Below are 24499 nucleotides of genomic sequence, written 5' to 3' on the forward strand. Positions count from 1 at the left end.
CGCCCATACCGCCTGCCTCTGAGCGGCAAGCCATGGCAGCGAATCACGCGGTTCGCTGCCTTTTTTATGGGCACGCGCTGCGCCTGCCTGGCGTTTGGCCTTGTCGGCAGGGCGGTAGCGCAGCCTCCCTAAAATGCTGCTCCATGCCCACGATTCCACAAGCCCCGACCCCGGCACCTGCCGCTGATAGCGCAACCACGGCTCACCAGCCAGCCTGGCCGGCCATCACCGCCCCGCATGCGGCCCCCCAGGACCACTGGATTGAGCAGCTGGGCCGCCGGCGCAATGATGACTTTGCCTGGCTCAAATACATCCCCGAGACCGGCACGCGCAGCATGGACAACCTGCCCGAGCCCCTGGGCAGCCTGCTGCAGGCTGAGCGCGACTATGCGCAGCAGATGCTGGCGCCGCAGGCCGCATCGGCGCAGCGCTTCTACGATGCGATGGCCGCCCATGTCTGCAGCACCGAGCTGGCACCGCCTGCCGCACTGCAAGGCTGGGCTTACAGCAGCCAGCCAGGGGCGGGCGGCCAGCGGGTGTTTGTGCGCAGCCATTCGGATGGCCGGGTGCAGACCCTGGTCGACGAGGCCGTGCAATCGCAGGGCCATCGGTACTACCGCGCCACCGACCACCAGGCCAGCCCCGATGACCGTTACTATGCCTGGGCCGAAGACCTGATCGGCAATGACCGCCACCGCATCTGCGTGCTTGATACCGAAACCGGCCAGACCCAAGTGCTGGTGGAGGGCGACGCCTTTGGCTATGGTGGGCTGACCTTTTCGCCGTCGTCGCAGGACCTGTTTTGGATCTGGCGCGATGCGCACAGCCGGCCCTCGCGCCTGTACCGCAGTGCGCTGCAGGGCGGGCAGCCGGTGCTGGTGCATGAGGAGAGCGACCCGGCGCTTTTTATGCGCGTGGCGCGCACGGCGGCTAATGGCTTTGTGGTGCTGAGCCTGTTCGGGCCCGACACCAGCGAGCTGCACCTGATCGCCGCCGGCCAGGAGCATGCCGCGCCCCGGCTGCTGCGCCCGCGCGAGCGCGGCATCCGCTACGAAGTCAATGAATGGAATGGCAGCCTGGTGGCGCTGACCAATGCCGGGGGTGCCACCGACCGCCAGATCCTGCGGCTGGGCCCCGACCTGCAGCCCCAGCAAACGCTGGCCGCCCACCGCCACGGTGTGCCCATCATCAAGATGCAGCCCTTTGCCAGCACGCTGGTGCGGCTTGAGCGCGCCGATGGCCTGCACCAGCTGGTGCTGCTGCAGCGCGACGGGGCGCAAACCACCATCCGCTTTGACGAGCCCGCCTACACCTTGGACCTGCTGCCCGGCCAGCACTGGGATGCCAGCCATGTGCGTATCAAGCACCAGACGCCCGCCCAGCCGCCGCGCTGGCTGGACATCCGCCTGGCCGACGGCCAGATGACCGAGGTGGGGCGCGAGACCTGGAGTGGGTTGGACCCGGCGAACTACCGCATCGAGCGCCTTCAGGCCCGTGCCGATGATGGCCAGTGGGTGCCGCTGACGGTGCTCTCGCGCAAGGACATCGATAGCAGCCAGCCCCAGCCGCTGCTGCTGACCGGCTATGGCGCCTATGGCATTGCGCACGAGGCCTCGTTCTCGCTGCCGGCCCTCGCCTGGGTCGATGCCGGCTACCGCTATGCGATTGCCCATGTGCGCGGGGGCTCGGAAAAGGGCCATGACTGGTACCAGGGCGGCTGCCGCGAGCACAAGCGCAACTCAATGACCGACTTCATCGCCTGCGCCCAGCATCTGCAGCAGCTGGGCTACAGCACGCCGCAGCAGACGGTGGCCCACGGCATATCGGCCGGCGGCCTGCTGGTCTGCGGCGCGATGAACATGCAGCCCCAGCACTGGGCGGGGGTGATCGCGCAGGTGCCCTTTGTCGACATGCTCAACACCATGAGCGATGCCGACCACCCGCTGGTGCCGCTGCTGCGCCCGGACTGGGGCGATCCGCTGGCCGACCCGGTCGCCTATGACTACATCGCGGCGCTGTCGCCCTACGAGAATGTGCGTGAGGCGGCCTACCCGCCGCTGCTGTGCACGGCCGGCTTGAAGGATGACCGCGTGCCGTACTGGGAGCCGGCCAAACTGATGGCCAATGTGCGCCGCCGCTCCACCAGTGCCGCGCCCGCCTTGTTGCTGCTCAACCCGGACAGCGGCCACCAGGAAAGTGACCAGCAGGAGAGCGTGTTGGGCCAGGCCGCGCGCCTGTGGGCCTTTGCCCAGCACTGCGCCACGGCCGGCAAGCCGCCAGCGGTTTAGCGTGGCAGCGCTGCCTGGGGCCGGCTGCGCTGGAACAGCCCCCAGGCGCACCAGGCCGACACCAGCAGGGCTGGCACCGCCGTCACGGTGATGGCGCTGAGCAAATGGCCCTGCACCACCCAGGTGGAGATAAAACCCGCCAGCAGCGGGCCCAGTGCGCTGAACACCGATACGACAAAGCTCCACAGCGCAAAGATGCGGGCGCGCAACGCGGCGGGGGTGAGGTCCTGCAGCATCGTTGGCACCAGCGCATTGGCGGTGCAGGTGATGAAGAGAAAGAGCCCCACCACGACAAAGGCCTGGGGCAGCGATGCGGTGGAGAACAGCATCAGGATGGCAGGGATGGCCAGCAGTGCGCAGACGCCCATGATGAGCGGGCGCACCGCCTGGCCCAGGCGCTGGGCGAGCCAGCGGTCGAGCCAGGCCACCACCGGCAGGCAGCCCAGCGTGCTGACCAGCAGGATCGGGCCCATCACCTCGCCAATATGGGCGGGCGTGGCCTCAAAGCGGCGCTCCAGCGCCAAGGCGATCAGCTGGTTCAAGCCTTGCACGGCAACCATCAGGCTGCCGGCGATGCCGACAAACAGCGCAATGGGCTGCCAGCGCGCGCGCAGAAACTGGCGCAGCGAGGCGCCGCTCGCGCCATCGCTGCTGGCAATGTAGCGCGGTGGATCGGCGGTGAACAGGCCCGCCAGCAGCAAGGGCAGGCCGGCGACCGACAGCAGCAAGAAGGCCTTGCGCCAAGCATCCATGTCGCCCGGGATCAGTGCGACGGCTGTGCTCTGAATATCGCCTGCAAAATAAAAGCCGGCGCTGGCGCCGCTCGAGACCAGGGCCGCAAAGCCCAGGTTGGCCAGCACGCGGTGGCGCTGCGGAGCCAGGTCGGGAATCATCGAATACACCAGCGGGACCATTGCAAACTCGCTGATGCCGGCGGCCGAGCGGCCCAGAAAGAAGAGGGGAAAGTTGGGCGCCAGCGCGCTCAGCACCATCATCGCGGTGGAGGCCGCAATCAGGCACAGCAGCACGCGCTTGCGCGAGAAGCGATCGGCAAACCGCGCCAGCGGAATGGCCAGCGCGCTGCCCACCAGCACGCCGGCCAGGCCCTGCAAGGCGCCAATGGCGGCATCGCTGATCGCAAAGCTTTTCTGGATGGCCGACAGCGAGATGGCCTGCAGGCCGTAGTCGCTCATCTGCACCCCGGCGGTGAGACCCAGAAAAACAACCGTCAGCAAAGCGCGCACGGACCACTGCGCCGGTCCGGTGTCTGCGGCAGAGGGGGCGGCACTGCCGGAAGAAGTCGTCATGGAATTGCAGTCCGAGAAAAAGCCATATCCCCTGCTGCGGACACTGCCGCAGCATGGGCGCTAGGCTTTCGATCTTAGTGGCTTACTTCCACTGGTACTGCAGCTGCACATCCACCGTGCGGCCACCGCCGTAGTAGCAGTAGAAGTCACAGCCGCTGACATAGGTCTTGTCGGTCAGGTTGCGGGCATTGAGTTGCAGCGCCCATTCGCGGCTCAGGTCGTAGCGCACCATCAGGTCCAGCAAGGTGTAGCCGGAGATGCGCTTGCCGGGGCTGTAGCGCTGGTCTTCGGTCTGGCCGTTGTAGCGGGCACCGGCAGCCACCGTCAGCTTCTGGCTGTTGGCCAGGCTCAGGCTGTGGCTCAGCCACAGGCTGACCTGGTTGTCCGGGATCAGCGGCGTGCGCACGGTCTGCGTGGTCGAGATGTCCTGCTTGGAGTTGTTGTGCGTGTAGGCTGCCTTGATGGCAGTCGCCGCGCCCAGCTTGAAGTCGCCCTGCAGCTCGATGCCCTTGTTGGTGCGCTTGCCCGATTGCGTCTGGATGTTGGAGGCGTCCGAGATCAGCGCGTTCTTTTCCTTGATGTCAAAGTAGGCGAGGGTCAGCGTGCCGTTGAGCCAGGTGGGCTCCATCTTCAGACCGATTTCGCTTTGCTTGCCTTCGTAGGGCTTGTAGGCCATGCCTGTGCTGTCCACGCCGGCGATGGGCTTGAACGATTCCGAATAGCTGATGTAGGGCGAGACACCGAAGTCGGTGATGTACATCGCGCCCAGGTTGACGCTGTTCTTGCTCACATCGTAGGCAGCGTCGGAGCCGCTGACCGAGCCCGTGTTCTTGGCGCTGTCATGGCGGATGCCGGCGTTGAAGTTCCAGTGGCTGCCCACGCGCAGCTGGGTGGAGGCATAGGCGCCCCACTGCTTGGAGTGCAGGCCATAAGGCGTGCCGGTGATGTCGAAAGGCGCGCCGTAGACGGGATTGAACATGTCCAGACCCGGCACAAAGCCGAAGCCGTTGTTCAGGCCATCGGTGTCGGACTTGAGGTAGTCGATACCGAAGGTGGGCAGCAGCTGGATGCTGTCGGACAGCTTGAGCTTGCCGGTGATGCGGTTGTCCAGGTAATGGCTCTTGGAGGTGCCATCGGTGTAGGTGTAGCCGCGCGAGAGCGTCCGGTCACCGTCCGAGCCATAGGCAAAGGTGTTGACCTGGTCCAGATCGAGGTGGGTGTACTTGTAGTTCTGCGTGAACTTCCAGTCGCTGTTGATCTGGTGGCTCAGCAGCCAGCCCAGGCTGGACTGGGTGCGCTTGAGGTGGTCCACACCGGGCTCGCCCGCGTTCAAGCGGCGGTCGATGCGGCCATAAGGCGTATCGGTGATCGTGCCGTAGGCGGGCAGGAAGCCGTTGGTGGGGCGGCCATCTTCGCGCTGCACGCTGCCCAGCAGGGTCAGCGAGGTTTGGGGCGTGAACTCCATCGTGACGCTGGGCGCCAGGTAGTAGCTCTTCATATTGGTTTCGCGCTGCATGCCGTCTTCGCGGCGTGCCTGCGCCACCAGGCGGTAGTACACGGTGCCATCGGCATTGGCGATGTCGTTGTAGTCGATGCCAGCGCCCAGGCGCTTTTGGTTGCCGACCTCGGTGTTCAGCTGCAGTGCGCGCTCCTTCTTGGGGCGCTTGGTGACCAGGTTGACGACGCCGCCGGATTCCGAGGCGCCAAAGATCAGCGAGTTGGCGCCCTTGACGACTTCCACCGTTTCCACGCCAAAGATTTCAGGCTTCCAGACAAAGTAACCATTGGGCGAGGTGGGGGTGCCGTCCAGCGACACCGAGGCATCAAAGCCGCGGATCTTGAACCACTCGACCTTGTTGTCCGCGCCAAAGGGCTCGCTGACTACGCCGGCCTGGTACTGCAGGGCCTGGTCCAGCTTGCGCGCGCCCAGCGCGTCGATCTGGTCCTTTTGCAGCACGGCGCTGGAGTTGGGCGCGTAGAAGTCCAGCCTCTGCAGATCGTTGACCGAGCCGATCACCGTCACGGTTTCCAGCGTCGTGCTGGCGGCTTCAGCCTTGTCGGTGGTGTTGGTGTCAGCGGTTTGTGCCAGCGCAGGGGCAGCAAAGCCGATCGCGCCGATGGCCAGCACAACGGCCTGGACCACCGGGGTGTAGCGTGCGTATTGCATGGTGAGGGTGGGGGAGAAGTGGGACGAATGGAATGGATAACTAGTTTGTAATTTTATATTGCAATCGATAATTGTTCTCAAATGCATTCTCTTTTGTAGCGAATTTGCTGCATTTGTTATTTTCTATCGACCATTGCCCGACGTAGCTGCCAGTTGCGCTGTGCCGCCCACGCCGCTCAGCGCCCCAGAGGGGGATCGCGTATAGTGCGCCCAGCGGCCGTGCCCAAAGAGCGCGCGGTGGTTTCCCCTGCCAAACCCTGATTGACCTGTGCCCGCGTCCTATTCTTCTTATTCCCTGTTTGAGTCACCCCGCCGCTTTCCCTGGCTGTGGGCCTGCCTGGCACTGGTCGCCGGGGTTCTGCAAGCCTGGTCGCTGGCTTGGCCCTGGCATAGCGATGGTTTTCCGGCCAGCTATGGCCAGCCGCTGTGGTGGCTGCAGCTGCTGTCGCTGGCGGTGCTGCCCGCGGCACTCATGCGCGTGCAGCGGCCCTGGCACGGGGTGCTGATCGGCTGGGCCTTTGCCTGCGCCTGGCTCTGCGCCACCTTCTGGTGGCTGTTTATCTCCATGCACACCTATGGCGGACTGCCCGCGCCGCTGGCGGTTTTGGCGGTGCTGGGGCTGGCGGCATTTCTGGGGCTGTACTACGCCGTCGTCTGCGGCCTGTTTGTGGCCTGGCGAGGCGAGCGCCTGAGCGGCGCCGTGCTGCTGTTTGCCGCGCTGTGGCTGCTCGCCGAGCTGGCGCGTGGCCAGTGGTGGACCGGTTTCCCCTGGGGCGCAGGCGGCTACGCCCATGTCGATGGGCCGCTCGCAAGCCTGGCACCCTGGATCGGTGTCTACGGCATTGGCGCCGTCGCATCGGCCGCTGCGATGTGGCTGGCGGGGCTGCGCGGCGCGCATGTGGCGCGTTGGCCGGGCTATGTCGCGCTGCTGGCGGTGGCTGCCGTGCTCTGGCTGGCCCAGCACCTGCCCCAGGCCTCGGTGGCCGCGGCGCCCAACAAGCCGGTATCCGTCGCCTTGCTGCAAGGCAATATCTCGCAGGGCGAGAAGTTCCAGGCCAGCTCGGGCATCCCGATGGCGCTGGCCTGGTATGCCCAGCAGCTGCAGCAAAGCCAGGCGGACATGGTGATTGCGCCCGAGACTGCCATCCCCGTGCTGCTGCAGCAAACCCCGCATGGCTACTGGCAAGAGCTGCAGCAGCGCTTTGCCAGCGGCCAGCAGGCGGCGCTGGTCGGCGTGCCGCTGGGCGATTTTGAGCAGGGCTATACCAACTCGATGGTGGGCCTGGTGCCCGGCAGTGCCGAGGCCTACCGCTATGACAAGCACCACCTCGTGCCCTTTGGCGAGTTCATCCCGCCAATGTTCCGCTGGTTCACCGATTTGATGCAGATTCCGCTGGGCGATTTCAACCGCGGCGGCATGAACCAGCCCTCGCTGGCCTGGGCGGGGGAGCGCTGGGCGCCCAATATCTGTTACGAGGATCTGTTTGGCGAAGAACTGGCCAGCCGCTTTGTGGACAGTGCGCAATCGCCGACGATCATGGTCAATGCCAGCAATATCGCCTGGTTTGGCGATTCGATTGCGATCGACCAGCATTTGCAGATCAGCCGCATGCGGACCCTGGAGCTGGCGCGGCCCATGCTGCGCGCCACCAATACCGGCGCCACCGCGGTGATCGACCGGGACGGCGTGGTGCAGCAGATCCTGCCGCACCAAGCCCGCGCGGTGCTGCAGGCGCAGGTGCAGGGCGTGGATGCGGGCCCGACCTGGTTTGCCCAGTGGGCTGGTCGCTGGGGGCTTTGGCCGCTGTGGGGCCTGGGAGCACTGGTACTGGTCGGGGCCTGGCTGGGCCGGCGGCGCTGACCACCCAGCGCAGCTGCCGGTGCAGATGCCGTCTTAAACGGACAAATTGCCGGCAGATGACGGCCGCAGCACCGTGCTCACCCCATGCGGCTGCTTGGCGAGCGTCCACCATCGGCAAATGTAACTGCTGTTAAAAAACGCAGATAGCCTGGGTTCGGCGCACAAAGCACAGCGCACTCCACGGCTTTGTCTCGCACGTTCGGGCCCAGAAGCGGGATAATGTGTACCTGCAGGTAATGGTGCCTGGGCACCATCAGAGAAATGCGGCGGAGTGACCGCCACCAGAAGTTGGACTGACAATGGCTGAATCTTTTTCCTATGAACAACTGATCGCCTCCGGTGAGGGCAAGTTGTTTACCCCTGAAAGTGGCCGTTTGCCACTGCCGCCGATGCTGATGTTTGACCGCATCACCGAAATCGACGAAAACGGCGGCTCGCACGGGCTGGGAAAAATTGTCGCTGAGCTCGATGTCAACCCCGATCTGTGGTTCTTCAAGTGCCACTTCCAGGGTGATCCCGTGATGCCCGGCTGCCTGGGGCTGGACGCCATGTGGCAACTGATCGGTTTTTACCTGACCTGGCTGCGCCTGCCAGGACGCGGGCGCGCCCTGGGTGCCGGTGAGGTCAAGTTCACCGGCGAAGTCGGCCCCGACGTGAAGCTGGTAACCTACGAAATCGACATCAAGCGCGTGATCAAGCGCAAACTGAACATGGCCATTGGCGATGCGCGACTGCTCGCTGACGGCAAGGAAATCTATGTCGCCAATGACCTGCGTGTGGGGTTGTTCCTGCGCGAGGGCGATGGCAAGGAAAACGCAGCATGAAGCGTCGGGTGGTTATTACAGGGGCCGGTATCGTCTCCTGTATCGGTGTGGGGCTGGAAGCCGTGGAGACTTCGCTGCGCGAAGGCCGCTCCGGCATCGCCCATATGCCGGTGTTCAAGGAAATGGGCCTGCGCAGCCAGGTCGCTGGCATTCCGCGCATCAATGTCGAAGAGTTCATTGATCGCAAGCAACTGCGCTTCATGGGAGATGCTGCCGCTTACGCGCAGATCTCGCTGCAGCAAGCGATTGCCCAGGCAGGCCTGTCACCCGAACAAATCAGCCACCCGCGTACCGGATTGATCATGGGCTCGGGCGGCGGCTCGCCGGCCAACCAGATCGAGGCGGCCGACACCCTGCGTGAAAAAGGCATTCGCCGCGTGGGACCCTACCAGGTCACGCGCTGCATGGGCTCGACCGTGTCGGCCAACCTGGCGACCAACTTCAAGATCAAGGGCATCAACTACTCGATCACCTCGGCCTGCTCGACCTCGGCGCACTGCGTGGGCGCGGCCGCCCAGCAGATCTCCTGGGGCATGCAGGATGTGATGTTTGCCGGCGGCGGCGAAGAACTGTCCTGGGGTCTGGCCATCTTGTTCGATGGCATGGGCGCGATGTCCAGCAAATACAACGACGACCCGACCAAGGCCTCGCGCCCCTATGACACGGACCGCGATGGTTTTGTCATTGCCGGCGGCGGCGGCGCGCTGGTGCTCGAGAGCCTGGAGCATGCCCAGGCGCGCGGCGCCACCATCCTGGGCGAGATCGTCGGTTTTGGCATCTCGTCGGACGGTGAAGACATGGTCGCGCCTTCGGGCGAAGGCGCGGTGGCCGCGATGTCCCAGGCTATCGAAGGCCTGGACGCACCGATCGACTACATCAACACCCATGGCACCTCCACCCCGGTGGGCGATGTGCCTGAGCTGCATGCGATCCGCAAGGTGTTTGGCGACCGCATTCCGCCGTTCTCGTCGACCAAGTCGCTGACCGGCCACTCGCAAGGCGCGACCGGCGTGCAGGAAGCGATCTACAGCCTCATCATGCTGATGAAGGGCTTCATCGCCGGCTCGGCCAATGTGGACCATCCCGATCCTGCGGTGGGCGATATGCCGCTGGTCACCAAGGCGCGCGTGGCGGAGTTGAAGCAGGTGCTGTCCAACAGCTTTGGCTTTGGCGGCACCAATGCCTGCCTGGTGCTCAAGCGCTGGGAAGCGGCTTGATCGCCACCACCCTCCACTCCCACTGACAAAGCGCCTTCGGGCGCTTTTCTTTTGCTCTCGTAACCGCAGCAGGAGTGCTATCAAAATGAGACCGCTGTTGCAGTGCAGGCGCGGCGCCAACGCGCGCTGTTGCGGGCTGGCAGCCATGCGTGCCTGCCCTTGCCGCTGGCGCGCTCGGCTATCGCCACCCATGGGGCGGCTGAAAGCACTAAAATCAAATGTTTTTGACCGCTTTGCTGGTGCAGACAGGCAGCAAGGCATGCATGCAGTCCGATCTTGTCGCTGCGCGCCCCATTGCGGGCCGCCAGCAGCAGGCTGCGTCCACCACCAGACTCTCCATGTTGAATTTCCAACAAATCATTTTGAAGCTGCAGCAGTACTGGGCCGACCAGGGCTGCGCGCTATTGCAACCTTATGACATGGAGGTGGGTGCAGGTACCTCGCACACCGCCACCTTCCTGCGCGCCATCGGCCCCGAGCCCTGGAAAGCGGCCTATGTGCAGCCCAGCCGCCGCCCCAAGGATGGCCGCTATGGCGAGAACCCCAACCGCCTGCAGCACTACTACCAGTTCCAGGTGGTGCTCAAGCCCGCGCCTGCCAACATCCTCGATCTGTACCTGGGCTCGCTCGAAGCGCTGGGTTTTGACCTGAAGAAAAACGACATCCGCTTTGTCGAAGACGACTGGGAAAACCCGACCCTGGGCGCCTGGGGCCTGGGCTGGGAAGTCTGGCTCAACGGCATGGAAGTGACGCAGTTCACCTATTTCCAGCAAGTGGGCGGCATCGATTGCAAGCCCGCGACCGGCGAGATCACCTACGGCCTGGAGCGCCTGGCGATGTACCTGCAAGGCGTGGACAACGTCTACAACCTGCAGTGGACCGATGGCCTGACCTATGGCGATGTCTACCACCAAAACGAGGTCGAGCAGTCCACCTACAACTTCGAGCATTCCGATGCGGAGTTCCTGTTCCAGGCCTTTGGCGCGCATGAAAAGCAGGCCAAGCTCCTGATGGAGCAGCAGCTGGCCTTGCCCGCCTATGAGCAAGTGCTCAAGGCCGGCCACACCTTCAACCTGCTCGATGCGCGTGGCGCGATCAGCGTGACCGAGCGGGCGGCCTACATTGGCCGCATCCGCAACCTCGCGCGCGCCGTGGCGCAGAGCTACTACGACAGCCGCGAGCGCCTGGGCTTTCCGATGGCTCCGCGCGAGTGGGTCGCGCAGATCCCCCCGAAGGCTGCTGCCTAAACACCCCCGCCGCGCTGCCCATGCCCACGATCTTCACGCATGTCGCCGTACCGGTCGCCGCAGCGCTGGCGCTGGGCAGCCGCCGTGTGCCGCCCAGCATGCTGCTGGTGGGCGCGCTGGCCGCGATTGCGCCTGATTTCGACGGCATTCCCTACCAGTTCGGCAGCGCCGGCAGCGGCATCTGGGCCCACCGTGGCATCACCCACACGGCCTTGTTTGCACTGCTGATGGGCCTGCTGGGCCTATGGCTGGCGCGCTGGTGGAAGGTGCCGCGCCTGGCCGGCTTTGCCTGGGTGTTTTTCTGCACCTTGTCGCACCCCTTCCTGGACATGATGACCAGCGGCGGCAGCGGCATTGCCCTGCTGTGGCCTTTGAGCTCCGAACGTTTTTTCAGCCCTTGGCGACCGATTGCCGTCTCGCCCATTGCTGCAGACCGCTTTTTCTCGCAGCGCGGTGTGCAGGTCCTGGTCAGTGAACTCTACAACGTATGGTTCCCGCTGCTGACCCTGGGCCTGTCCATCTTCGCGCTGCGCCATACCCGGAAATCCTGATGACTTCCTCTCCCAATCTTCTGGTTGAACTGTTTGTTGAAGAGCTCCCTCCCAAGGCGCTCAAAAAGCTGGGCGATGCCTTTGCCCAGGTGCTGCTGCAGCAACTGCGCGCGCAGGGCCTGGCCGGTGACGGCTCGCAGCTGACGGCCTATGCCTCGCCGCGCCGCCTGGCCGCGCTGATCACCGACGTGCTGCCGCGCGCCGCTGACAAGCAGGTTTCGCAAAAGCTGATGCCCGTGGCAGTCGGCCTGTCGGCCGATGGCCAGCCAACGCCGGCCCTGCTCAAGAAGCTGGCCGCGCTGGGCGCCGATGCCTCGGTGGTGCCGCAGCTCAAGCGGGCCCAGGACGGCAAGGCCGAAGCGCTGTTCTACGACAGCACGGCCGCTGGCGTCAGCCTGGCCGAGGGCCTGCAAAAGGCGCTGACCGAGAGCATCGCCAAGCTGCCCATCCCCAAGGTCATGACCTACCAGCTCGAAGGCAACTGCGAATTGCCCGGCTGGAGCAGCGTGCAGTTTGTGCGCCCGGCCCATGGCCTGGTGGCCTTGCACGGCACCGAGGTGCTGCTGTCGATCGAAGCGCTGGGTCTGAAGGCCGGCAACACCACGCACGGCCACCGCTTTGAAGCGCTGGTCGATCCGCTGCTGATCACTGATGCCGACAGCTACGCCAAGACCCTGGCCGAGCAGGGCGCGGTGATTGCCAGCTTTGACGAGCGCAAGGCCGAGATCGTGCGCCAGCTGCAGGCAGCGGCCGAGCGTGTGGGCGGCGGCGTCAAGCCGATCGACGACGAAGCACTGCTCGATGAAGTGACTGCGCTGGTCGAGCGCCCCCATGTGCTGGTCTGCGCGTTCGAGAAGGAATTCCTGGGTGTGCCGCAGGAGTGCCTGATCCTGACGATGAAGGCCAACCAGAAGTACTTCCCGCTGCTCGCTGCCGATGGCGCGCTGACCAACCAGTTCCTGGTGGTGAGCAACATCAGCCCCGCTGACGCATCGGCCGTGACTGGTGGCAATGAGCGCGTGGTGCGCCCGCGCCTGGCCGATGCCAAGTTCTTCTTTGACCAGGACCGCAAGAAGACCCTGGCCTCGCGCGTCGAGGCGCTGGACAAGGTGGTCTACCACAACAAGCTGGGCACCCAGGGTGAGCGCGTGCAGCGCGTGCGTGCCATTGCCAAGAGCATTGCGCAGCAGTTGGGCGCCACCCAACTGGGCAAGCAGGTGGACCAGGCCGCCCAGCTGGCCAAGACCGACCTGATCACCGACATGGTGGGTGAGTTCCCAGAACTGCAGGGCACGATGGGCCGCTACTACGCGCTCAACGACCAGCTCGATGCCGCAGTGGCCGATGCGATCGAAGACCACTACAAGCCGCGCTTTGCCGGCGATGTGCTGCCACGCGGCGAGGTGGGCGTGATCGTCGCGCTGGCCGACAAGCTCGAAACCCTGGTGGGCATGTTCGGCATCGGCAACCTGCCCACCGGCGACCGCGACCCGTTTGCGCTGCGCCGCCATGCGCTGGGCGTCATCCGCATGCTGGTCGAAAAGGACCTGCCGCTGGACCTGGACACCTTGCTGGTCAGCACCTTGCCCGCCTTTGGCGACAAGATCGAAGACGCGAGCGCAGCGCTGTCCGACTTCATCTATGACCGCCTGGCCGGCAGCCTACGTGAGCAAGGCTTTGGCTCCCAGGAAGTGGAGGCCGTGCTGGCCTACCGCCCCCAGCGCCTGGCCGATGTGCAAAAGCGCCTCGAAGCGGTGCGTGCCTTTGCCGCGCTGCCCGAGGCACCGGCGCTGGCCGCTGCCAACAAGCGCGTGGGCAATATCCTGAAGAAGGCCGATGGCCCGGTACGCGCCCGCGTGGACGAAGCCCTGCTGCAAGAACAGGCCGAGAAGGACCTGTTTGCCGCGCTGCAGACCGTCGCACCCAAGGCTGATGCCCAGTTTGCCGAAGGCGATTACACCGCCAGCCTGCAGACCCTGGCGGCGTTGCGCACGCCGGTCGATGCCTTCTTTGAGCATGTGATGGTCAATGCCGAAGACCCGGCGCTCAAGGCCAACCGCCTGGGCCTGCTGGCGACCCTGCATGAGGCGATGAACCGCATCGCCGATCTGTCGCGCCTGGTCGCTGCCTGATAAGCTGGATGGGCGCGCAGCCATCGTGCATTGGCTGCCGCCCGCCAGGGCCGCGTGCCCCAGCCTGTCTTCGGAGGGAGCCTGTGATGAAACTTGCGATTCTCGAGCGTGACGGTATTGTTGGCCAGCCGGTGCTGGGCCAGCTGAGCGGCCACCAGGACTGGCAGAGCATGCCCGATGCGGCGATCAGCATCGCCCGGCTCAACCTGTCTGGCTGGCATGTGGTGCTGGTGGCCAACCAGCCCGGTCTGGGCCGGGGTCTCTACGACTGCGCCGCACTCAATGACTACCACCGCCAGATGTACAAGGAGCTGGCCACCGTCGGCGCCAAGGTCGATGCGGTGTTCTTCTGTCCCCATCCGCCCGATGACCACTGCGACTGCCTGGATGCCCAGGCCACGCTGCTGCGCCAGATCCTGGACCGCTTCAACATGGAAGCGGGCAAGGTCGCGGTGATCGCCCGCAGCGCCAGCTTGCTGCAGGCCGCCGCCAGCCTGGGCGCACGCCTGCACTGGGTCTCCGTGCCCGGCGGGCCGGATGCCGAGACGGCGCTGTGCCCCTCCGAAGAGGCGCAGCAACACGCCAGCATGGTCCAGTGCATCGAGCACTTGCTGCAGACCATCGCGAATCGGCCGCCGCAGGGCTGAGAAGCGACGTGCTCTGCCCCATGAAAAGCCCTGCCATGTAAAACGGCAGGGCTTTTGCTTGGGCGATATCGCAGCGCTCAGCCGCCTCGATCAAGCACGCATCGCACGCGACTGGCTGTGCACCGCTTCGACCAGCGCGGCCACATGCTCGGGCGGTGTGAACTGGCTGATGCCATGGCCCAGGTTGAAGATATGCGTGGGGCCGGGGCGGCTGGTGTCGGTATGGGGCGTGCCAAAGCTCTCGAGCACATGGCGCACCTGCTCGGCAATGCGCTCGGGCGGGGCAAACAGCACATTGGGGTCGATATTGCCTTGCAGCGCCTTGCCCGGGCCGCCAGCTTCGCCGCCGACGATGGCACGGGCCTTGCCGAGGTTGGCGGTCCAATCGAGGCCCAGCACCTCGCAGTCGAGATCGCGCATCTCGGGCAGCCAGATGCCGCCACCCTTGGTGAACACGATGCGGGGCACATCGGTACCGTCCACGCCGGTGCGCTTGAGCTGGCTGAGCACGCGCCTGGTGTAGGCCAGGCTGAACTGCTGGAAGGCGCCATCGGCCAGCACACCGCCCCAGCTGTCAAAAATCATCACGGCCTGCGCGCCGGCATCGATCTGGGCGTTGAGGTAGGCGGCCACGCTGTCGGCATTCACCTCCAGGATGCGGTGCATCAGATCGGGGCGGCTGTACATCAGCGACTTGACCTGGCGGTAGTCATCGCTGCCCTTGCCTTCGACCATGTAGCATGCGAGGGTCCAGGGGCTGCCGGAAAAACCGATCAGCGGCACACGGCCACCCAGCGCACGGCGGATGCTGGTCACCGCATCGAACACATAGCGCAGCTTGTCCATGTCGGGCACGGCCAGCGCCTTCACGGCGGCCTCGTCGCGCACCACCTGGGCAAAGCGCGGGCCTTCGCCTTCGGCAAACGACAGGCCCAGGCCCATCGCATCGGGCACCGTCAGGATGTCGCTAAAGAGGATCGCAGCATCGAGCGCAAAGCGCTCGAGCGGCTGCAAGGTCACCTCGGTGGCGTAGTCCACATTCGTTGCCAGCCCCATGAAGCTGCCGGCGCGCGCGCGCGTGGCCTTGTACTCGGGCAGGTAGCGCCCGGCTTGGCGCATCAGCCACAGCGGGGTGTAGTCGGTGGCCTGGCGGCGGCAGGCGCGCAAGAAGGTGTCGTTGCTCAGCGGTGCAAATGTCGTGCTCATGGGCAGGGATTGTCGCGCAGTTGCCGATGCCTGGGCAGCGATGCCGGTTTGCCCGGGTAGGGTATGGAGCAAAGTCCGCGCAGATCGCCCCCCGGCGGTGGCTCAGCCCAGGTGGTTTTGGCGGTGGCCGGACTGGCGCGGCGGAAAGGCCGCATCGCTGGCCTCGTCCTGCGCGGACCGGTTGGCCTGCTGCTGCAGCTGGTGCAGGCTCTGGTCCAATTGCGCCAGCGCATCGGCATCGAGCGCGGCCACCAGGTCGGTGTTGATGCGCCGCACCTGGGGCAGCAGCGCATCATGCAGGCGCTGGCCGGCAGGGCTCAGTTGCAGCGCTGCGCGGCGCCGGTTGCCTGTCTCGGTGGATTTGTGCAGCAGGCCCTTGGCCTGCATCGAGGCGATCGCGCGCGAGATGCGGGCCCGGTCAAGCTCGAGCAGATCGGCCAGTTGCGAAGGCTGCAGACCGGGCTGGCGCGCCAGCCACATCAGCACGCCCCATTCGCGCCGGGTGATGCCGTAGTGGCGCTCGCACAACCGCGTCACCAGCCGGCCCGCCGACGCAGTGAGCTTGGCCAGGCGGTAGAGCAGCAGGTCGCTGGGCTGCTGCGGATCGGCAAGGGAGTTGGGCGGCACTGCGGGTAAATCCGGGCGATGGTTGATTAGAACAATTGTGCCCTGGTTTTCTACAGTGCAGGCATGTTGCGCGGGCGCATGTGCGGAGGCTGAAAAAGCTTATGCCTTTGGGCTAGATCAAACGCGGCAACATAGAGGGCATCGGCCGTCCATGCGGCCTTGTTCATAAGCATCGGAGACTCTCCCCATGGTTCAACGTCGTCATTTTCTCGGCCAGTCCGCAGCCATGGCTGCCTCGGTGCTGACCACCTCCTCGTCGCTGTGGGCCTTGCCCGCGCAGGCCCAGGACGGGGTGCTGCGCATCATCGTGGGCTACCCGCCCGGTGGCGCGACGGACCGCGTTGCGCGCATCGTGGCCGACAAGCTGCAGGCCAGCCTGGGCAGCACCGTGATTGTGGACAACAAGGTGGGCGCCGGCGGCCGCGTGGCTGCGCAGTTTGTGAAGAATGCGCCGGCCAACCAGCCGGTGCTGATGCTGGCCAACCCCGCCGTCATGGTGGTGGCGCCGCTGGTGGTGAGCAATCTGGGCTATGACGCCGAGCAGGATTTTGTGCCGGTCAGCGAGGTCAACCGCTATGTGTTTGGCGTGGCGGTGTCCAGCGCCGTGCCGGTCAGGGAAATGCAGCACCTGCTCGCCTGGCTCAAGGCCAACCCGGCCAAGGCCAATATCGGCGTGCCTGCCACTGGCAGCCTGCCGCACTTCTTTGCGCTGATGCTTGGCCAGCAAGCCGGCGTCGAAGCCGAGGCGGTGGGCTACAAGGGCTCGGCCCCGCTGCTCACCGATCTGATGGGCGGCCAGGTGCCCGTCGCCGTTGATACGCTCGACACGCTGGTGCAGCAGCACCAGGCGGGCAAGCTGCGCCTGCTGGCCGTCAGTGGCGATGCCCGCAACGCCGCCGTGCCCGATGTGCCGACCTTGAAGGAGGCCGGCGTGAACCTGTCTGCCGCTGGCTGGAACACCTTCTTTGCGCCCAAGTCCATGCCCGCCGCGCAGGTGCAGCGCTACGCTGCCGCCATCCACAAGCTGATGCAGGACCCGGATGTGCACAAACAGTTTGCGACCAACTACCTGGACCCGGTGGCCAGCACCGCCGAGCAGACCGCCAAGGCGCTGCAGGCCTACAAAAAGCAGTGGGTCCCAGTGATCCAGGCCTCGGGCTACAAGCCCTGATCTGTTGCCCCTTGACATGCCAGACGCAGGCCGCGTGCCCACCGGATGCCGGCCTGCCATGACTGTGAGTGAGACCCCGTGTTGAAACGACCGAACATCATCTTTATCGTGGCCGATGACCTGGGCTACGCCGATCTGGGCTGCTATGGCGGCCGCAACGCCCGCTTTGGCGCCGTGTCGCCGCATATCGATGCGCTCGCTGCCGGGGGCCTCAAGCTCACGCAAGGCTATTCCAACTCGCCGGTCTGCTCGCCCACGCGCTTTGCGCTGATGACGGCGCGCTACCAGTACCGCCTGCGCGGCGCGGCCGAGGAGCCGATCCGCACCGCCACGCGCGGCAACCCTGACCTGGGCCTGCCGCCCAGCCACCCGACCTTGCCATCGCTGCTGCGAGAAGCAGGCTACCGCACCGCCTTGATGGGCAAGTGGCACCTGGGCTACCCGCCGCATTTCAGCCCGCTCCAATCGGGCTATGAGGAGTTCTTTGGGCCCATGTCGGGCGGCGTGGATTACTTCAGCCACTGCGGTGCCAATGGCCAGCATGACCTCTGGTTTGGCGAGGCCGAGCGCGCGCAGCCGGGCTACCTGACCGACCTGATCAGCGACTATGCGGTGGACTATATCGACCGCATGGCAGCCGGTGCGCAGCAGGACACACCCTTCTTTTTGAGCGTGCACTACACCGCCCCGCACTGGCCCTGGGAGACCCGGGACGACGAGGCCTTGTCGCGCGAGCTGGTGGAGAATAAGCAGGCCATCTACCACCTGCATGGCGGCAATATCGAGAGCTACCAGCGCATGATTCACCACATGGACGAAGGCATTGGCCGCCTGGTGGAGCGCCTGCAAGCGCATGGGCTGGCAGACGACACGCTGATCGTGTTCACCAGCGACAACGGCGGCGAGCGCTTCTCGGACAACTGGCCGCTGGTGGGCGGCAAGATGGACCTGACCGAGGGCGGCATCCGCGTGCCCTGGGTGGCCCATTGGCCACGCGTCATCGCCCCTGCGGGCGAGAGCCGCCAGACCTGCATGACGATGGATTGGAGCGCCACGATGCTGGACATTGGCGGGGCCCAGCCCGCTACCGGCTACCCCTGGGATGGGCAGTCGCTGCTGCCGCTGCTGCAGGACCCGGCCTGGCACCAGGATCAGCCCCTGTTCTGGCGCATGAACCACCGGGGCCAGCGCGCGATGCGCGATGGCGACTGGAAATACCTGCGGGTCGATGGCGTGGACTATTTGTTCAACCTGCACGCCGATGAGCGCGAGCGCGCCAACCTGGCCAGCGTGCTGCCCGAGCGCCTGCAAGCGATGGTGGCCGCCTGGGAAGCCTGGAACGCCAGCATGCCGCCGATACCGGGCGATGCGACGGTGAGCCTGTGCTACACCGACGCCGACATGCCCCAGCGCTGAGGGATTCACAAAGCCCTTGAGAGGCCGTTGCGGCGCCTGGTCGTACTTTTGTACTGCCTGCGGCGCGGCGCCTGGTCTCCTCCGCAAACCTGCGGTTTGCTGGACCTTGAGAGCCCCTCACTTCAACTTGTCATGGGCGGCCCGCTTGGGGCCCCGTGTCTTCTTCATCGTCCTCAGGAATCGCGGCCACACTGATGCCGCCGAGCAAGGCCATCACCAGGGCAAACAGGTAGACGGCGTTGCTGATACCCAGGCTCAGGCTGTAGCCCCAGGCGATGACCGAGCACCAGATGCTGTCCTTGTACTGCGCGGCGCACCCCGATTGGGCGGGCATGTGCACATACCAGACGACGGCCACGGCGGCAAAGGCCAGCGCGACGACGACACCCAGCGCATTGCGGTGGTGGCGCAGCATCGCGATCAAGGACAGCGGCACCAGCGCACCCCAGACAAACATCATCAGCCAGCTGGCCATGGGCGCCTGGGCGAGCCAGCCAGACAGCGCGGGCCAGTGCAGCTGGGTCTGGATCAGCTGCAGTCCGTCGCGCACCAGCGGCAGGGCCAGCGCGGCGATGGCCACGCACAGCAGCACGATCCCCAGACACACGCGTTTGGCGCTGACATGGCGCCGGTGGGGGCTCCCGGCCTGGGTGGACGAATGCAGATCATGGGAATGGGTAATGACAGCCATCTTTGTCTCCTATAGGAGGCTGTCATTGCCGGTTGCCAGCACCGTGCAGGGTGCCAACAGCGGGCATTGCAGCCCTGTTTTGAGGAAGGACCGCAGCACTTGGCCTGTTGCACTGCGGCAGCAGAGGTGCACAGCAGACCTTGGCTGAATGGCAGCAGTCCACTGCTTAACCCTGGTTTCAATATAGCCTTATTCAGCACATAGATCTATAGGCGCAGGCCGCAGGCGGTGGGCCTCGTATATGTGAAAAACGCATGTACAAGCGCATTTATATTCCTGTTCCAACGGCGTCCAGCGGCCTAAATTGGTGGCTATCCCCATCCATTTGACCTTAGAGGCGTTTTATGACGACAACCGATATCAGCCTGCCCGATGTACTGGATGCAGCCTGGAGAGCGGCGCAGGAGCAGTCCCTGGGCTATGCCGGCAGCGTGCCGCCGGTGGCGGCCTGGCTACTGGTGCAGCAGCAGCTGGCGGTGCTGGTCGATGTGCGCTCGGCCGAGGAGCGCCATTTTGTCGGCCATGTGCCCGGCAGCATCCATGTCCCCTGGGCGACGGGTACGGCGCTGAGCCGCAACCCGCGCTTTGTGCGCGAGCTCGAAGCGCGCCTGGCCGCCCACGGCGGCAAGGACGCCGTGGCACTGCTGCTGTGCCGCAGCGGCAAGCGCTCGGTGCTGGCGGCCCAGGCGGCCGAAGCGGCGGGCTTCCGCCATGTCTTCAATGTGCAAGAGGGTTTTGAAGGCGAGCTGGATGCGCTGCAGCAGCGCGGTCACGGCGATGGCTGGCGCTACCACCAGCTGCCCTGGGTGCAGGACTGAAACCCTGCCCCTCTCCATGAGCGCGCGTTGAACCCCTAAGAAGGCACCCCATGACCACCCCTTTTCCCATCCAAGAAGTGGCCGCACAGTTGGCCGAGCAGCGACGCCAGTGGCGCGAGTCCCACCAGCGCAGCCAGGAGCCCGGCGGGCGCGAGTTTCCCTCGCGCGATGCGCTGGCCCAGACCCTGGATCTTCTCAAAGGCGTGCTGTTCCCGATGCGGCTGGGTCCGCATGATTTGCTGCAGGAGAGCGAGGACTTTTATGTCGCCCATACGCTCGATGCCGCCTTGCACCGGCTGCAGACCCAGATTGCGCTGGAGCTGCGCTATACCCAGCGCAGCCCCGCAGGCACCGAGGAGCAGGCCCAGGCCTTGACGCGCCAGTTTGCACTCGCCTTGCCCGGCATTCGCCGCCTGCTCGACAGCGATGTGCAGGCGGCCTATGAGGGCGACCCGGCTGCCCGCACCGTCGACGAGGTGCTGCTGTGCTACCCCGGCGTGCTGGCGCTGATCCACCACCGCATTGCGCACCAGCTCTATGCACTGCAGCTGCCGCTGCTCGCCCGCATCGTGGCCGAGCTCGCGCACAGCGAGACGGGCATCGACATCCACCCCGGCGCGCAGATTGGCGAGGGCTTTTTCATCGACCACGGCACCGGCGTGGTGGTGGGCGAGACGGCGGTGATCGGCCGCAAGGTGCGCATCTACCAGGCCGTCACCCTGGGCGCCAAGCGCTTTGTGCAGACCGAGCAGGGCCATCTGCAAAAGGGCCAGCCGCGCCATCCGATCGTCGAAGACGGCGTGGTGATCTACGCGGGTGCGACCATTCTGGGCCGCGTCACGCTGGGCGCTGGCGCCGTCATTGGCGGCAATGTCTGGCTGACCCAGAGCGTGGCCGCCGGTGCCCATGTGACCCAGGCGTCGCTGCAGGCCGCTGCGCAGACCCTCGCACAGCGCCCCCGGAGCGAGCCCGCCTTGCCCGCCGAGGAGGCTGCGCTATGAATGATTTCTCCCACCATTTCGGTCTGGCCGTGCGCCGCTCGCGCGAGGCCATGGGCTGGTCGCAGGAGCAGCTGGCTGCGCAGGCCGATCTGAACCGCTCCTATGTCGGTGAGGTCGAGCGCGGCCAGGTGGCAGTGTCGCTGGCCACCATCGGCAAGCTGGCCCAGGCGCTGCAGGTGCCCCAGTCCACCTTGGTACTGCGCGGCGAGGAGCTGCACCAGCACAACCTGGTGCGCGCCCAGCACATGCGGCGCTTGGCGGCGATAGCCGGTTGAGGCGCCAGCGCCCGCCAGCGATGATTTTCCTGTTCATTCACACGCGCAACCGGAGAGAAATATGACAGCGAATGTAGGCGGCACGACCGCATTGGGCGACAGTGCTGCACGGCAGTTAGCCAACGCCACCAAGACCGTTCCCCAGCTTTCCACGATCAGCCCGCGCTGGCTGACGCATCTGCTGCAATGGGTGCCGGTCGAGGCGGGTATTTACCGCCTCAACCGAGTCAAAAACCCCGAGGACATCCGGGTGGCCTGCACCGCCAAGACGCATGAGAACCAGCTGCCGCGCACCTTTGTCGAGTACGACGCGCAGCCGCGCGAGTTCTTCCTCAACGCCGTCAGCACCGTGCTGGATGTGCACACCCGGGTCTCCGACCTCTACAGCAGCCCGCATGACCAGATCAAGGAGCAGCTGCGCCTGACCATCGAGACCATCAAGGAGAACCAGGAAAGCGAGCTGATCAACAACCCCGACTACGGCCTGCTGGCCCAGGTGGCGGAAGACCAGCGCATCTTCCCGCTGACCGGCGCGCCCACGCCCGATGACCTCGATGAGCTGCTGACCAAGGTCTGGAAGGAGCCGGCATTTTTCCTGGCCCACCCGCTCACCATTGCCGCCTTTGGCCGCGAGGCCACGCGCCGCGGCACGCCACCGCCCACGGTCAGCCTGTTTGGCTCGCAGTTCATCACCTGGCGTGGTGTGCCGCTGATCCCCTCGGACAAGGTGCCGGTGGCGGACGGCAAATCCAAGATCCTGCTGCTGCGCGTGGGTGACAAGCGCCAGGGCGTTGTTGGCCTGTTCCAGCCCGGCCTGCCCGGCGAGCAGGGCCCGGGCCTGTCGGTGCGCTTCATGGGCATCAACAACCATGCGATTGCCTCGTACCTGATCTCGCTGTACTGCTCGCTGGCGGTGCACACGCCCGATGCATTGGCTGTGCTCGATGACGTGGAGATCAACAAGTACCACGACTACCCCGATACCTACAAGTGAGCAAAGGAGCCGCCATGGTTTCCGCCGTATCCGGCCTGCCCGAGCCATCGGGCGCGCCCATCTCCACCGAGCTGCTCGCGCAGCTGGCCACCGCGCTGTTTGCCGAGCGGCCCGGCGCGCCCGGCTTGCCGCCGGGTGTGCAGGCGCCGGTGAACATTGCTCCGCCGGGCTCGCCGCTGGCCAGCCCGGCGGGCCTGGGGCCCAGCGTGCCGGGCACCCCCATCTCTGCGGGCGTGCTGCCGGGCAGCAACTTGTTGCCCGCATCGCCCACACCAGTGCTGTCGCTGGCCCACCGCGCCCCGGCCTTGCTGCCCCATGCCGCAGCCGGCAATGGGGTGCCCGATAGCGTGCTGGCCACGCTGCCCGCCTATGAGCCGCGCCTGGGCGGGTTGGTGCAAGGGGTGCCCCATGCGGCTGCACCGCAAGCCAGTGCATCCCAGGCGGTGGCAGCACCCGTTTCTGCTTCTACCCCTGGCGCTGGTTATTATTTTCTGGAGCCACCGTCAGCTGCAGCTGCACCTGCGGACAGCAGTGGTGCATCGTTGCAGGCGCTGGCCGACCAGGCCCGCCGTACTGCGCCCGATAGCCATCTGAACGGCATCGATTTGCGTGGGCCACGTGGTGCCGACGTGGCGCCTCTGGGCCACCAGGCCCACCCCGCTCCGGTGCCGGGCGCTGCGCCGCAGTACTACTTTGTGCATGCCGTGCCGCTGCCCAGTGGCTTTGTGACGCCAGCCAAGCCGCATCCGCATGCCGATGCGGCGCCTGTGGCTGCGCAGCAGGACCGCCATCCCGGTTTTGACATTCAGGCGGTGCGGCGCGACTTTCCGATCCTGGCCGAGCGCATCAACGGCAAGCCACTGGTCTGGCTGGACAATGCGGCCACCACGCACAAGCCGCGCCAGGTGATCGAGCGCATCAGCCATTTCTATGCGCATGAGAACTCGAACATCCATCGCGCAGCCCATACGCTGGCCGCGCGGGCGACCGATGCCTATGAGCATGCCCGTGAGGTGGTGCGGCGCTTCATCAACGCCCCTGAGGCGCGCGAGGTGGTCTTTGTGCGCGGCACCACCGAGGCCATCAACCTGGTGGCCAAGGCCTGGGGCGGGGCGAATGTGGGCGAAGGCGATGAGATCATCATCAGCCACCTGGAGCACCATGCGAACATCGTCCCCTGGCAGCAGCTGGCCGCAGCCAAGGGCGCCCGGCTGCGGGTGATACCGGTCGACGACCAGGGCCAGATCCGGCTCGATGAGTACCAGAAGCTGATCAACGACCGCACCAAGATCGTCGCCATCGGCCATGTCTCCAACGTGCTGGGCACAGTGGTGCCCGTCAAGCAGGTGGTGGAGATCGCCAAGCGCCGGGGCATCACGACCTTGATTGATGGCGCGCAGTCGATTGCGCACACCCCTGTCGATGTGCAGGAGCTGGGCGCGGATTTCTTTGTCTTCTCAGGCCACAAGATCTTTGCACCCACCGGCATTGGTGTGCTCTGGGGCCGGCGCGAGGTGCTGGAGGCCATGCCGCCCTGGCAGGGCGGCGGCAACATGATTGCCGATGTGACCTTTGAGAAAACCGTCTACCAGCCGCTGCCCAATACCTTTGAAGCGGGCACCGGCAACATCGCCGATGCGGTGGGCCTGGGCGCGGCGCTCGAATATGTGGAGCGCATCGGCATCGCGCAGATCAGCCGCTACGAGCATGCGCTGGTGGACTATGGCATGGCGCAGCTGGCCCGCGTCCCGGGGCTGCGCCTGATCGGCACCGTGCCGGGCAAGGCCAGCGTGCTGGCATTTACGCTGGAGGGCTACAGCACCGACGAGGTGGGCCAGGCGCTCAACGCCGAAGGCATTGCCGTGCGCACCGGCCACCATTGCGCCCAGCCCATCCTGCGCCGCTTTGGGGTCGAGACCGCCGTGCGGCCCTCGCTGGCCTTCTACAACACCTTTGACGAGGTCGACCAGCTGGTGCGCGAGGTGCGCAAGCTGGCGGCGCAGCGGCGCTGATCGGCAGCTTGTTCTGCGTTGCAGAAACGAAAAGCGCCGGGCACAAC

20 protein-coding genes are annotated in these 24499 nt (G+C 65.7%); 15 read left to right on the forward strand and 5 right to left on the reverse strand.

Translation table 11 applies throughout. The annotated features are described in order from the left end of the window. Window positions 1-143: 143 nt before the first annotated feature. Complete coding sequence (locus F0Q04_RS05810) at window positions 144-2288, forward strand: prolyl oligopeptidase family serine peptidase (RefSeq protein WP_182344892.1); 2145 nt, start codon at window positions 144-146, stop codon at window positions 2286-2288. On the opposite strand, the gene F0Q04_RS05815 is transcribed toward F0Q04_RS05810, so the two are convergent. Both F0Q04_RS05815 and F0Q04_RS05820 read right to left on the reverse strand, forming a co-directional pair. Beyond that, on the reverse strand, window positions 2285-3595 hold the full coding sequence (locus tag F0Q04_RS05815) for an MFS transporter (RefSeq protein ID WP_182344893.1): 1311 nt from the start codon (window positions 3593-3595) through the stop codon (window positions 2285-2287). The genes F0Q04_RS05810 and F0Q04_RS05815 overlap by 4 nt on opposite strands. Window positions 3596-3677: 82 nt before the next feature. Then, on the reverse strand, window positions 3678-5762 hold the full coding sequence (locus F0Q04_RS05820; protein ID WP_232539518.1) for a TonB-dependent siderophore receptor: 2085 nt from the start codon (window positions 5760-5762) through the stop codon (window positions 3678-3680). Between the two features lie 268 nt (window positions 5763-6030). Between F0Q04_RS05820 and lnt the strand changes: the two genes are divergently transcribed. The 7 genes from lnt to F0Q04_RS05855 all read left to right on the forward strand — a co-directional run bounded on the left by lnt (window position 6031) and on the right by F0Q04_RS05855 (window position 14241). After that, window positions 6031-7623 carry an apolipoprotein N-acyltransferase gene (gene lnt / locus F0Q04_RS05825; RefSeq protein WP_409935129.1) on the forward strand — a complete coding sequence of 531 codons (1593 nt, stop codon included), beginning with the start codon at window positions 6031-6033 and terminating at the stop codon, window positions 7621-7623. A 299-nt stretch (window positions 7624-7922) separates the two neighbouring features. Continuing rightward, window positions 7923-8447: a bifunctional 3-hydroxydecanoyl-ACP dehydratase/trans-2-decenoyl-ACP isomerase gene (gene fabA / locus F0Q04_RS05830; RefSeq protein WP_116926625.1), complete on the forward strand. Its 525-nt coding sequence runs from the start codon at window positions 7923-7925 to the stop codon at window positions 8445-8447. Next, window positions 8444-9664, forward strand: a complete 1221-nt coding sequence (gene fabB / locus F0Q04_RS05835) for a beta-ketoacyl-ACP synthase I (protein ID WP_116926624.1) — start codon at window positions 8444-8446, stop codon at window positions 9662-9664. The genes fabA and fabB overlap by 4 nt, the downstream gene beginning before the upstream one ends. 338 nt (window positions 9665-10002) lie before the next feature. Beyond that, on the forward strand, window positions 10003-10911 hold the full coding sequence (gene glyQ, locus F0Q04_RS05840) for a glycine--tRNA ligase subunit alpha (protein WP_116926715.1): 909 nt from the start codon (window positions 10003-10005) through the stop codon (window positions 10909-10911). Between the two features lie 20 nt (window positions 10912-10931). Beyond that, a complete protein-coding gene (locus F0Q04_RS05845; RefSeq protein WP_182344894.1) occupies window positions 10932-11462 on the forward strand; it encodes a metal-dependent hydrolase in 531 nt (176 codons plus the stop codon). Beyond that, a complete protein-coding gene (gene glyS, locus F0Q04_RS05850) occupies window positions 11462-13594 on the forward strand; it encodes a glycine--tRNA ligase subunit beta (RefSeq protein WP_182344895.1) in 2133 nt (710 codons plus the stop codon). Before F0Q04_RS05845 ends, glyS begins: the two co-directional genes overlap by 1 nt. An 86-nt stretch (window positions 13595-13680) precedes the next feature. Continuing rightward, the gene (locus F0Q04_RS05855) at window positions 13681-14241 is read left to right on the forward strand and encodes a histidinol phosphate phosphatase (RefSeq protein ID WP_116926621.1); all 561 of its coding nucleotides are present in this window, start codon (window positions 13681-13683) and stop codon (window positions 14239-14241) included. 90 nt (window positions 14242-14331) lie between these two features. Here the strand turns inward: F0Q04_RS05855 and hemE are convergent, their stop codons facing one another. Beyond that, a complete protein-coding gene (gene hemE / locus F0Q04_RS05860; RefSeq protein WP_182344896.1) occupies window positions 14332-15447 on the reverse strand; it encodes a uroporphyrinogen decarboxylase in 1116 nt (371 codons plus the stop codon). A 102-nt stretch (window positions 15448-15549) separates the two neighbouring features. Then, the gene (locus F0Q04_RS05865) at window positions 15550-16074 is read right to left on the reverse strand and encodes a MarR family winged helix-turn-helix transcriptional regulator (RefSeq protein ID WP_232539519.1); all 525 of its coding nucleotides are present in this window, start codon (window positions 16072-16074) and stop codon (window positions 15550-15552) included. A gap of 187 nt (window positions 16075-16261) precedes the next feature. Here F0Q04_RS05865 and F0Q04_RS05870 point away from each other — a divergent pair, with 187 nt between their 5' ends. Together F0Q04_RS05870 and F0Q04_RS05875 are read left to right on the forward strand one after the other, a co-directional pair. Then, complete coding sequence (locus F0Q04_RS05870) at window positions 16262-17245, forward strand: Bug family tripartite tricarboxylate transporter substrate binding protein (protein WP_182344897.1); 984 nt, start codon at window positions 16262-16264, stop codon at window positions 17243-17245. A 78-nt stretch (window positions 17246-17323) separates the two neighbouring features. After that, window positions 17324-18661, forward strand: coding sequence for a sulfatase (locus F0Q04_RS05875; RefSeq protein WP_182344898.1), 1338 nt, complete (start codon window positions 17324-17326; stop codon window positions 18659-18661). A gap of 130 nt (window positions 18662-18791) precedes the next feature. Here F0Q04_RS05875 and F0Q04_RS05880 read toward each other — a convergent pair whose 3' ends face one another. Continuing rightward, window positions 18792-19352 (reverse strand): hypothetical protein, encoded by a 561-nt coding sequence (locus F0Q04_RS05880; protein ID WP_182344899.1) that lies wholly within the window; start codon window positions 19350-19352, stop codon window positions 18792-18794. A 344-nt stretch (window positions 19353-19696) separates the two neighbouring features. Here F0Q04_RS05880 and F0Q04_RS05885 point away from each other — a divergent pair, with 344 nt between their 5' ends. From F0Q04_RS05885 to F0Q04_RS05905, 5 genes are all read left to right on the forward strand, one after another. Then, window positions 19697-20170 carry a rhodanese-like domain-containing protein gene (locus F0Q04_RS05885; RefSeq protein ID WP_182344900.1) on the forward strand — a complete coding sequence of 158 codons (474 nt, stop codon included), beginning with the start codon at window positions 19697-19699 and terminating at the stop codon, window positions 20168-20170. Window positions 20171-20220: 50 nt separating this feature from the next. Beyond that, window positions 20221-21171 (forward strand): serine O-acetyltransferase EpsC, encoded by a 951-nt coding sequence (epsC, locus tag F0Q04_RS05890; protein WP_182344901.1) that lies wholly within the window; start codon window positions 20221-20223, stop codon window positions 21169-21171. Continuing rightward, window positions 21168-21446: a helix-turn-helix domain-containing protein gene (locus tag F0Q04_RS05895; protein WP_182344902.1), complete on the forward strand. Its 279-nt coding sequence runs from the start codon at window positions 21168-21170 to the stop codon at window positions 21444-21446. The genes epsC and F0Q04_RS05895 overlap by 4 nt, the downstream gene beginning before the upstream one ends. Before the next feature lie 61 nt (window positions 21447-21507). Further along, window positions 21508-22440 (forward strand): family 2A encapsulin nanocompartment shell protein, encoded by a 933-nt coding sequence (locus tag F0Q04_RS05900; RefSeq protein ID WP_182344903.1) that lies wholly within the window; start codon window positions 21508-21510, stop codon window positions 22438-22440. Window positions 22441-22454: 14 nt separating this feature from the next. After that, window positions 22455-24452 (forward strand): family 2A encapsulin nanocompartment cargo protein cysteine desulfurase, encoded by a 1998-nt coding sequence (locus tag F0Q04_RS05905; RefSeq protein ID WP_182344904.1) that lies wholly within the window; start codon window positions 22455-22457, stop codon window positions 24450-24452. Window positions 24453-24499: the final 47 nt, after the last annotated feature.

The sequence above is a fragment of the Comamonas koreensis genome (assembly GCF_014076495.1).
In the GTDB taxonomy this organism is placed as follows: domain Bacteria; phylum Pseudomonadota; class Gammaproteobacteria; order Burkholderiales; family Burkholderiaceae_C; genus Comamonas; species Comamonas squillarum.

Coding starts and splice junctions, on each gene's coding strand:
- F0Q04_RS05810 (WP_182344892.1), top strand. CDS start 144: ATGCCCACGATTCCACAAGCCCCGACCCCGGCACCTGCCGCTGATAGC.
- F0Q04_RS05815 (WP_182344893.1), bottom strand. CDS start 3,595: ATGACGACTTCTTCCGGCAGTGCCGCCCCCTCTGCCGCAGACACCGGA.
- F0Q04_RS05820 (WP_232539518.1), bottom strand. CDS start 5,762: ATGCAATACGCACGCTACACCCCGGTGGTCCAGGCCGTTGTGCTGGCC.
- fabA (WP_116926625.1), top strand. CDS start 7,923: ATGGCTGAATCTTTTTCCTATGAACAACTGATCGCCTCCGGTGAGGGC.
- fabB (WP_116926624.1), top strand. CDS start 8,444: ATGAAGCGTCGGGTGGTTATTACAGGGGCCGGTATCGTCTCCTGTATC.
- glyQ (WP_116926715.1), top strand. CDS start 10,003: ATGTTGAATTTCCAACAAATCATTTTGAAGCTGCAGCAGTACTGGGCC.
- F0Q04_RS05845 (WP_182344894.1), top strand. CDS start 10,932: ATGCCCACGATCTTCACGCATGTCGCCGTACCGGTCGCCGCAGCGCTG.
- glyS (WP_182344895.1), top strand. CDS start 11,462: ATGACTTCCTCTCCCAATCTTCTGGTTGAACTGTTTGTTGAAGAGCTC.
- F0Q04_RS05855 (WP_116926621.1), top strand. CDS start 13,681: ATGAAACTTGCGATTCTCGAGCGTGACGGTATTGTTGGCCAGCCGGTG.
- hemE (WP_182344896.1), bottom strand. CDS start 15,447: ATGAGCACGACATTTGCACCGCTGAGCAACGACACCTTCTTGCGCGCC.
- F0Q04_RS05870 (WP_182344897.1), top strand. CDS start 16,262: ATGGTTCAACGTCGTCATTTTCTCGGCCAGTCCGCAGCCATGGCTGCC.
- F0Q04_RS05880 (WP_182344899.1), bottom strand. CDS start 19,352: ATGGCTGTCATTACCCATTCCCATGATCTGCATTCGTCCACCCAGGCC.
- F0Q04_RS05885 (WP_182344900.1), top strand. CDS start 19,697: ATGACGACAACCGATATCAGCCTGCCCGATGTACTGGATGCAGCCTGG.
- epsC (WP_182344901.1), top strand. CDS start 20,221: ATGACCACCCCTTTTCCCATCCAAGAAGTGGCCGCACAGTTGGCCGAG.
- F0Q04_RS05895 (WP_182344902.1), top strand. CDS start 21,168: ATGAATGATTTCTCCCACCATTTCGGTCTGGCCGTGCGCCGCTCGCGC.
- F0Q04_RS05900 (WP_182344903.1), top strand. CDS start 21,508: ATGACAGCGAATGTAGGCGGCACGACCGCATTGGGCGACAGTGCTGCA.
- F0Q04_RS05905 (WP_182344904.1), top strand. CDS start 22,455: ATGGTTTCCGCCGTATCCGGCCTGCCCGAGCCATCGGGCGCGCCCATC.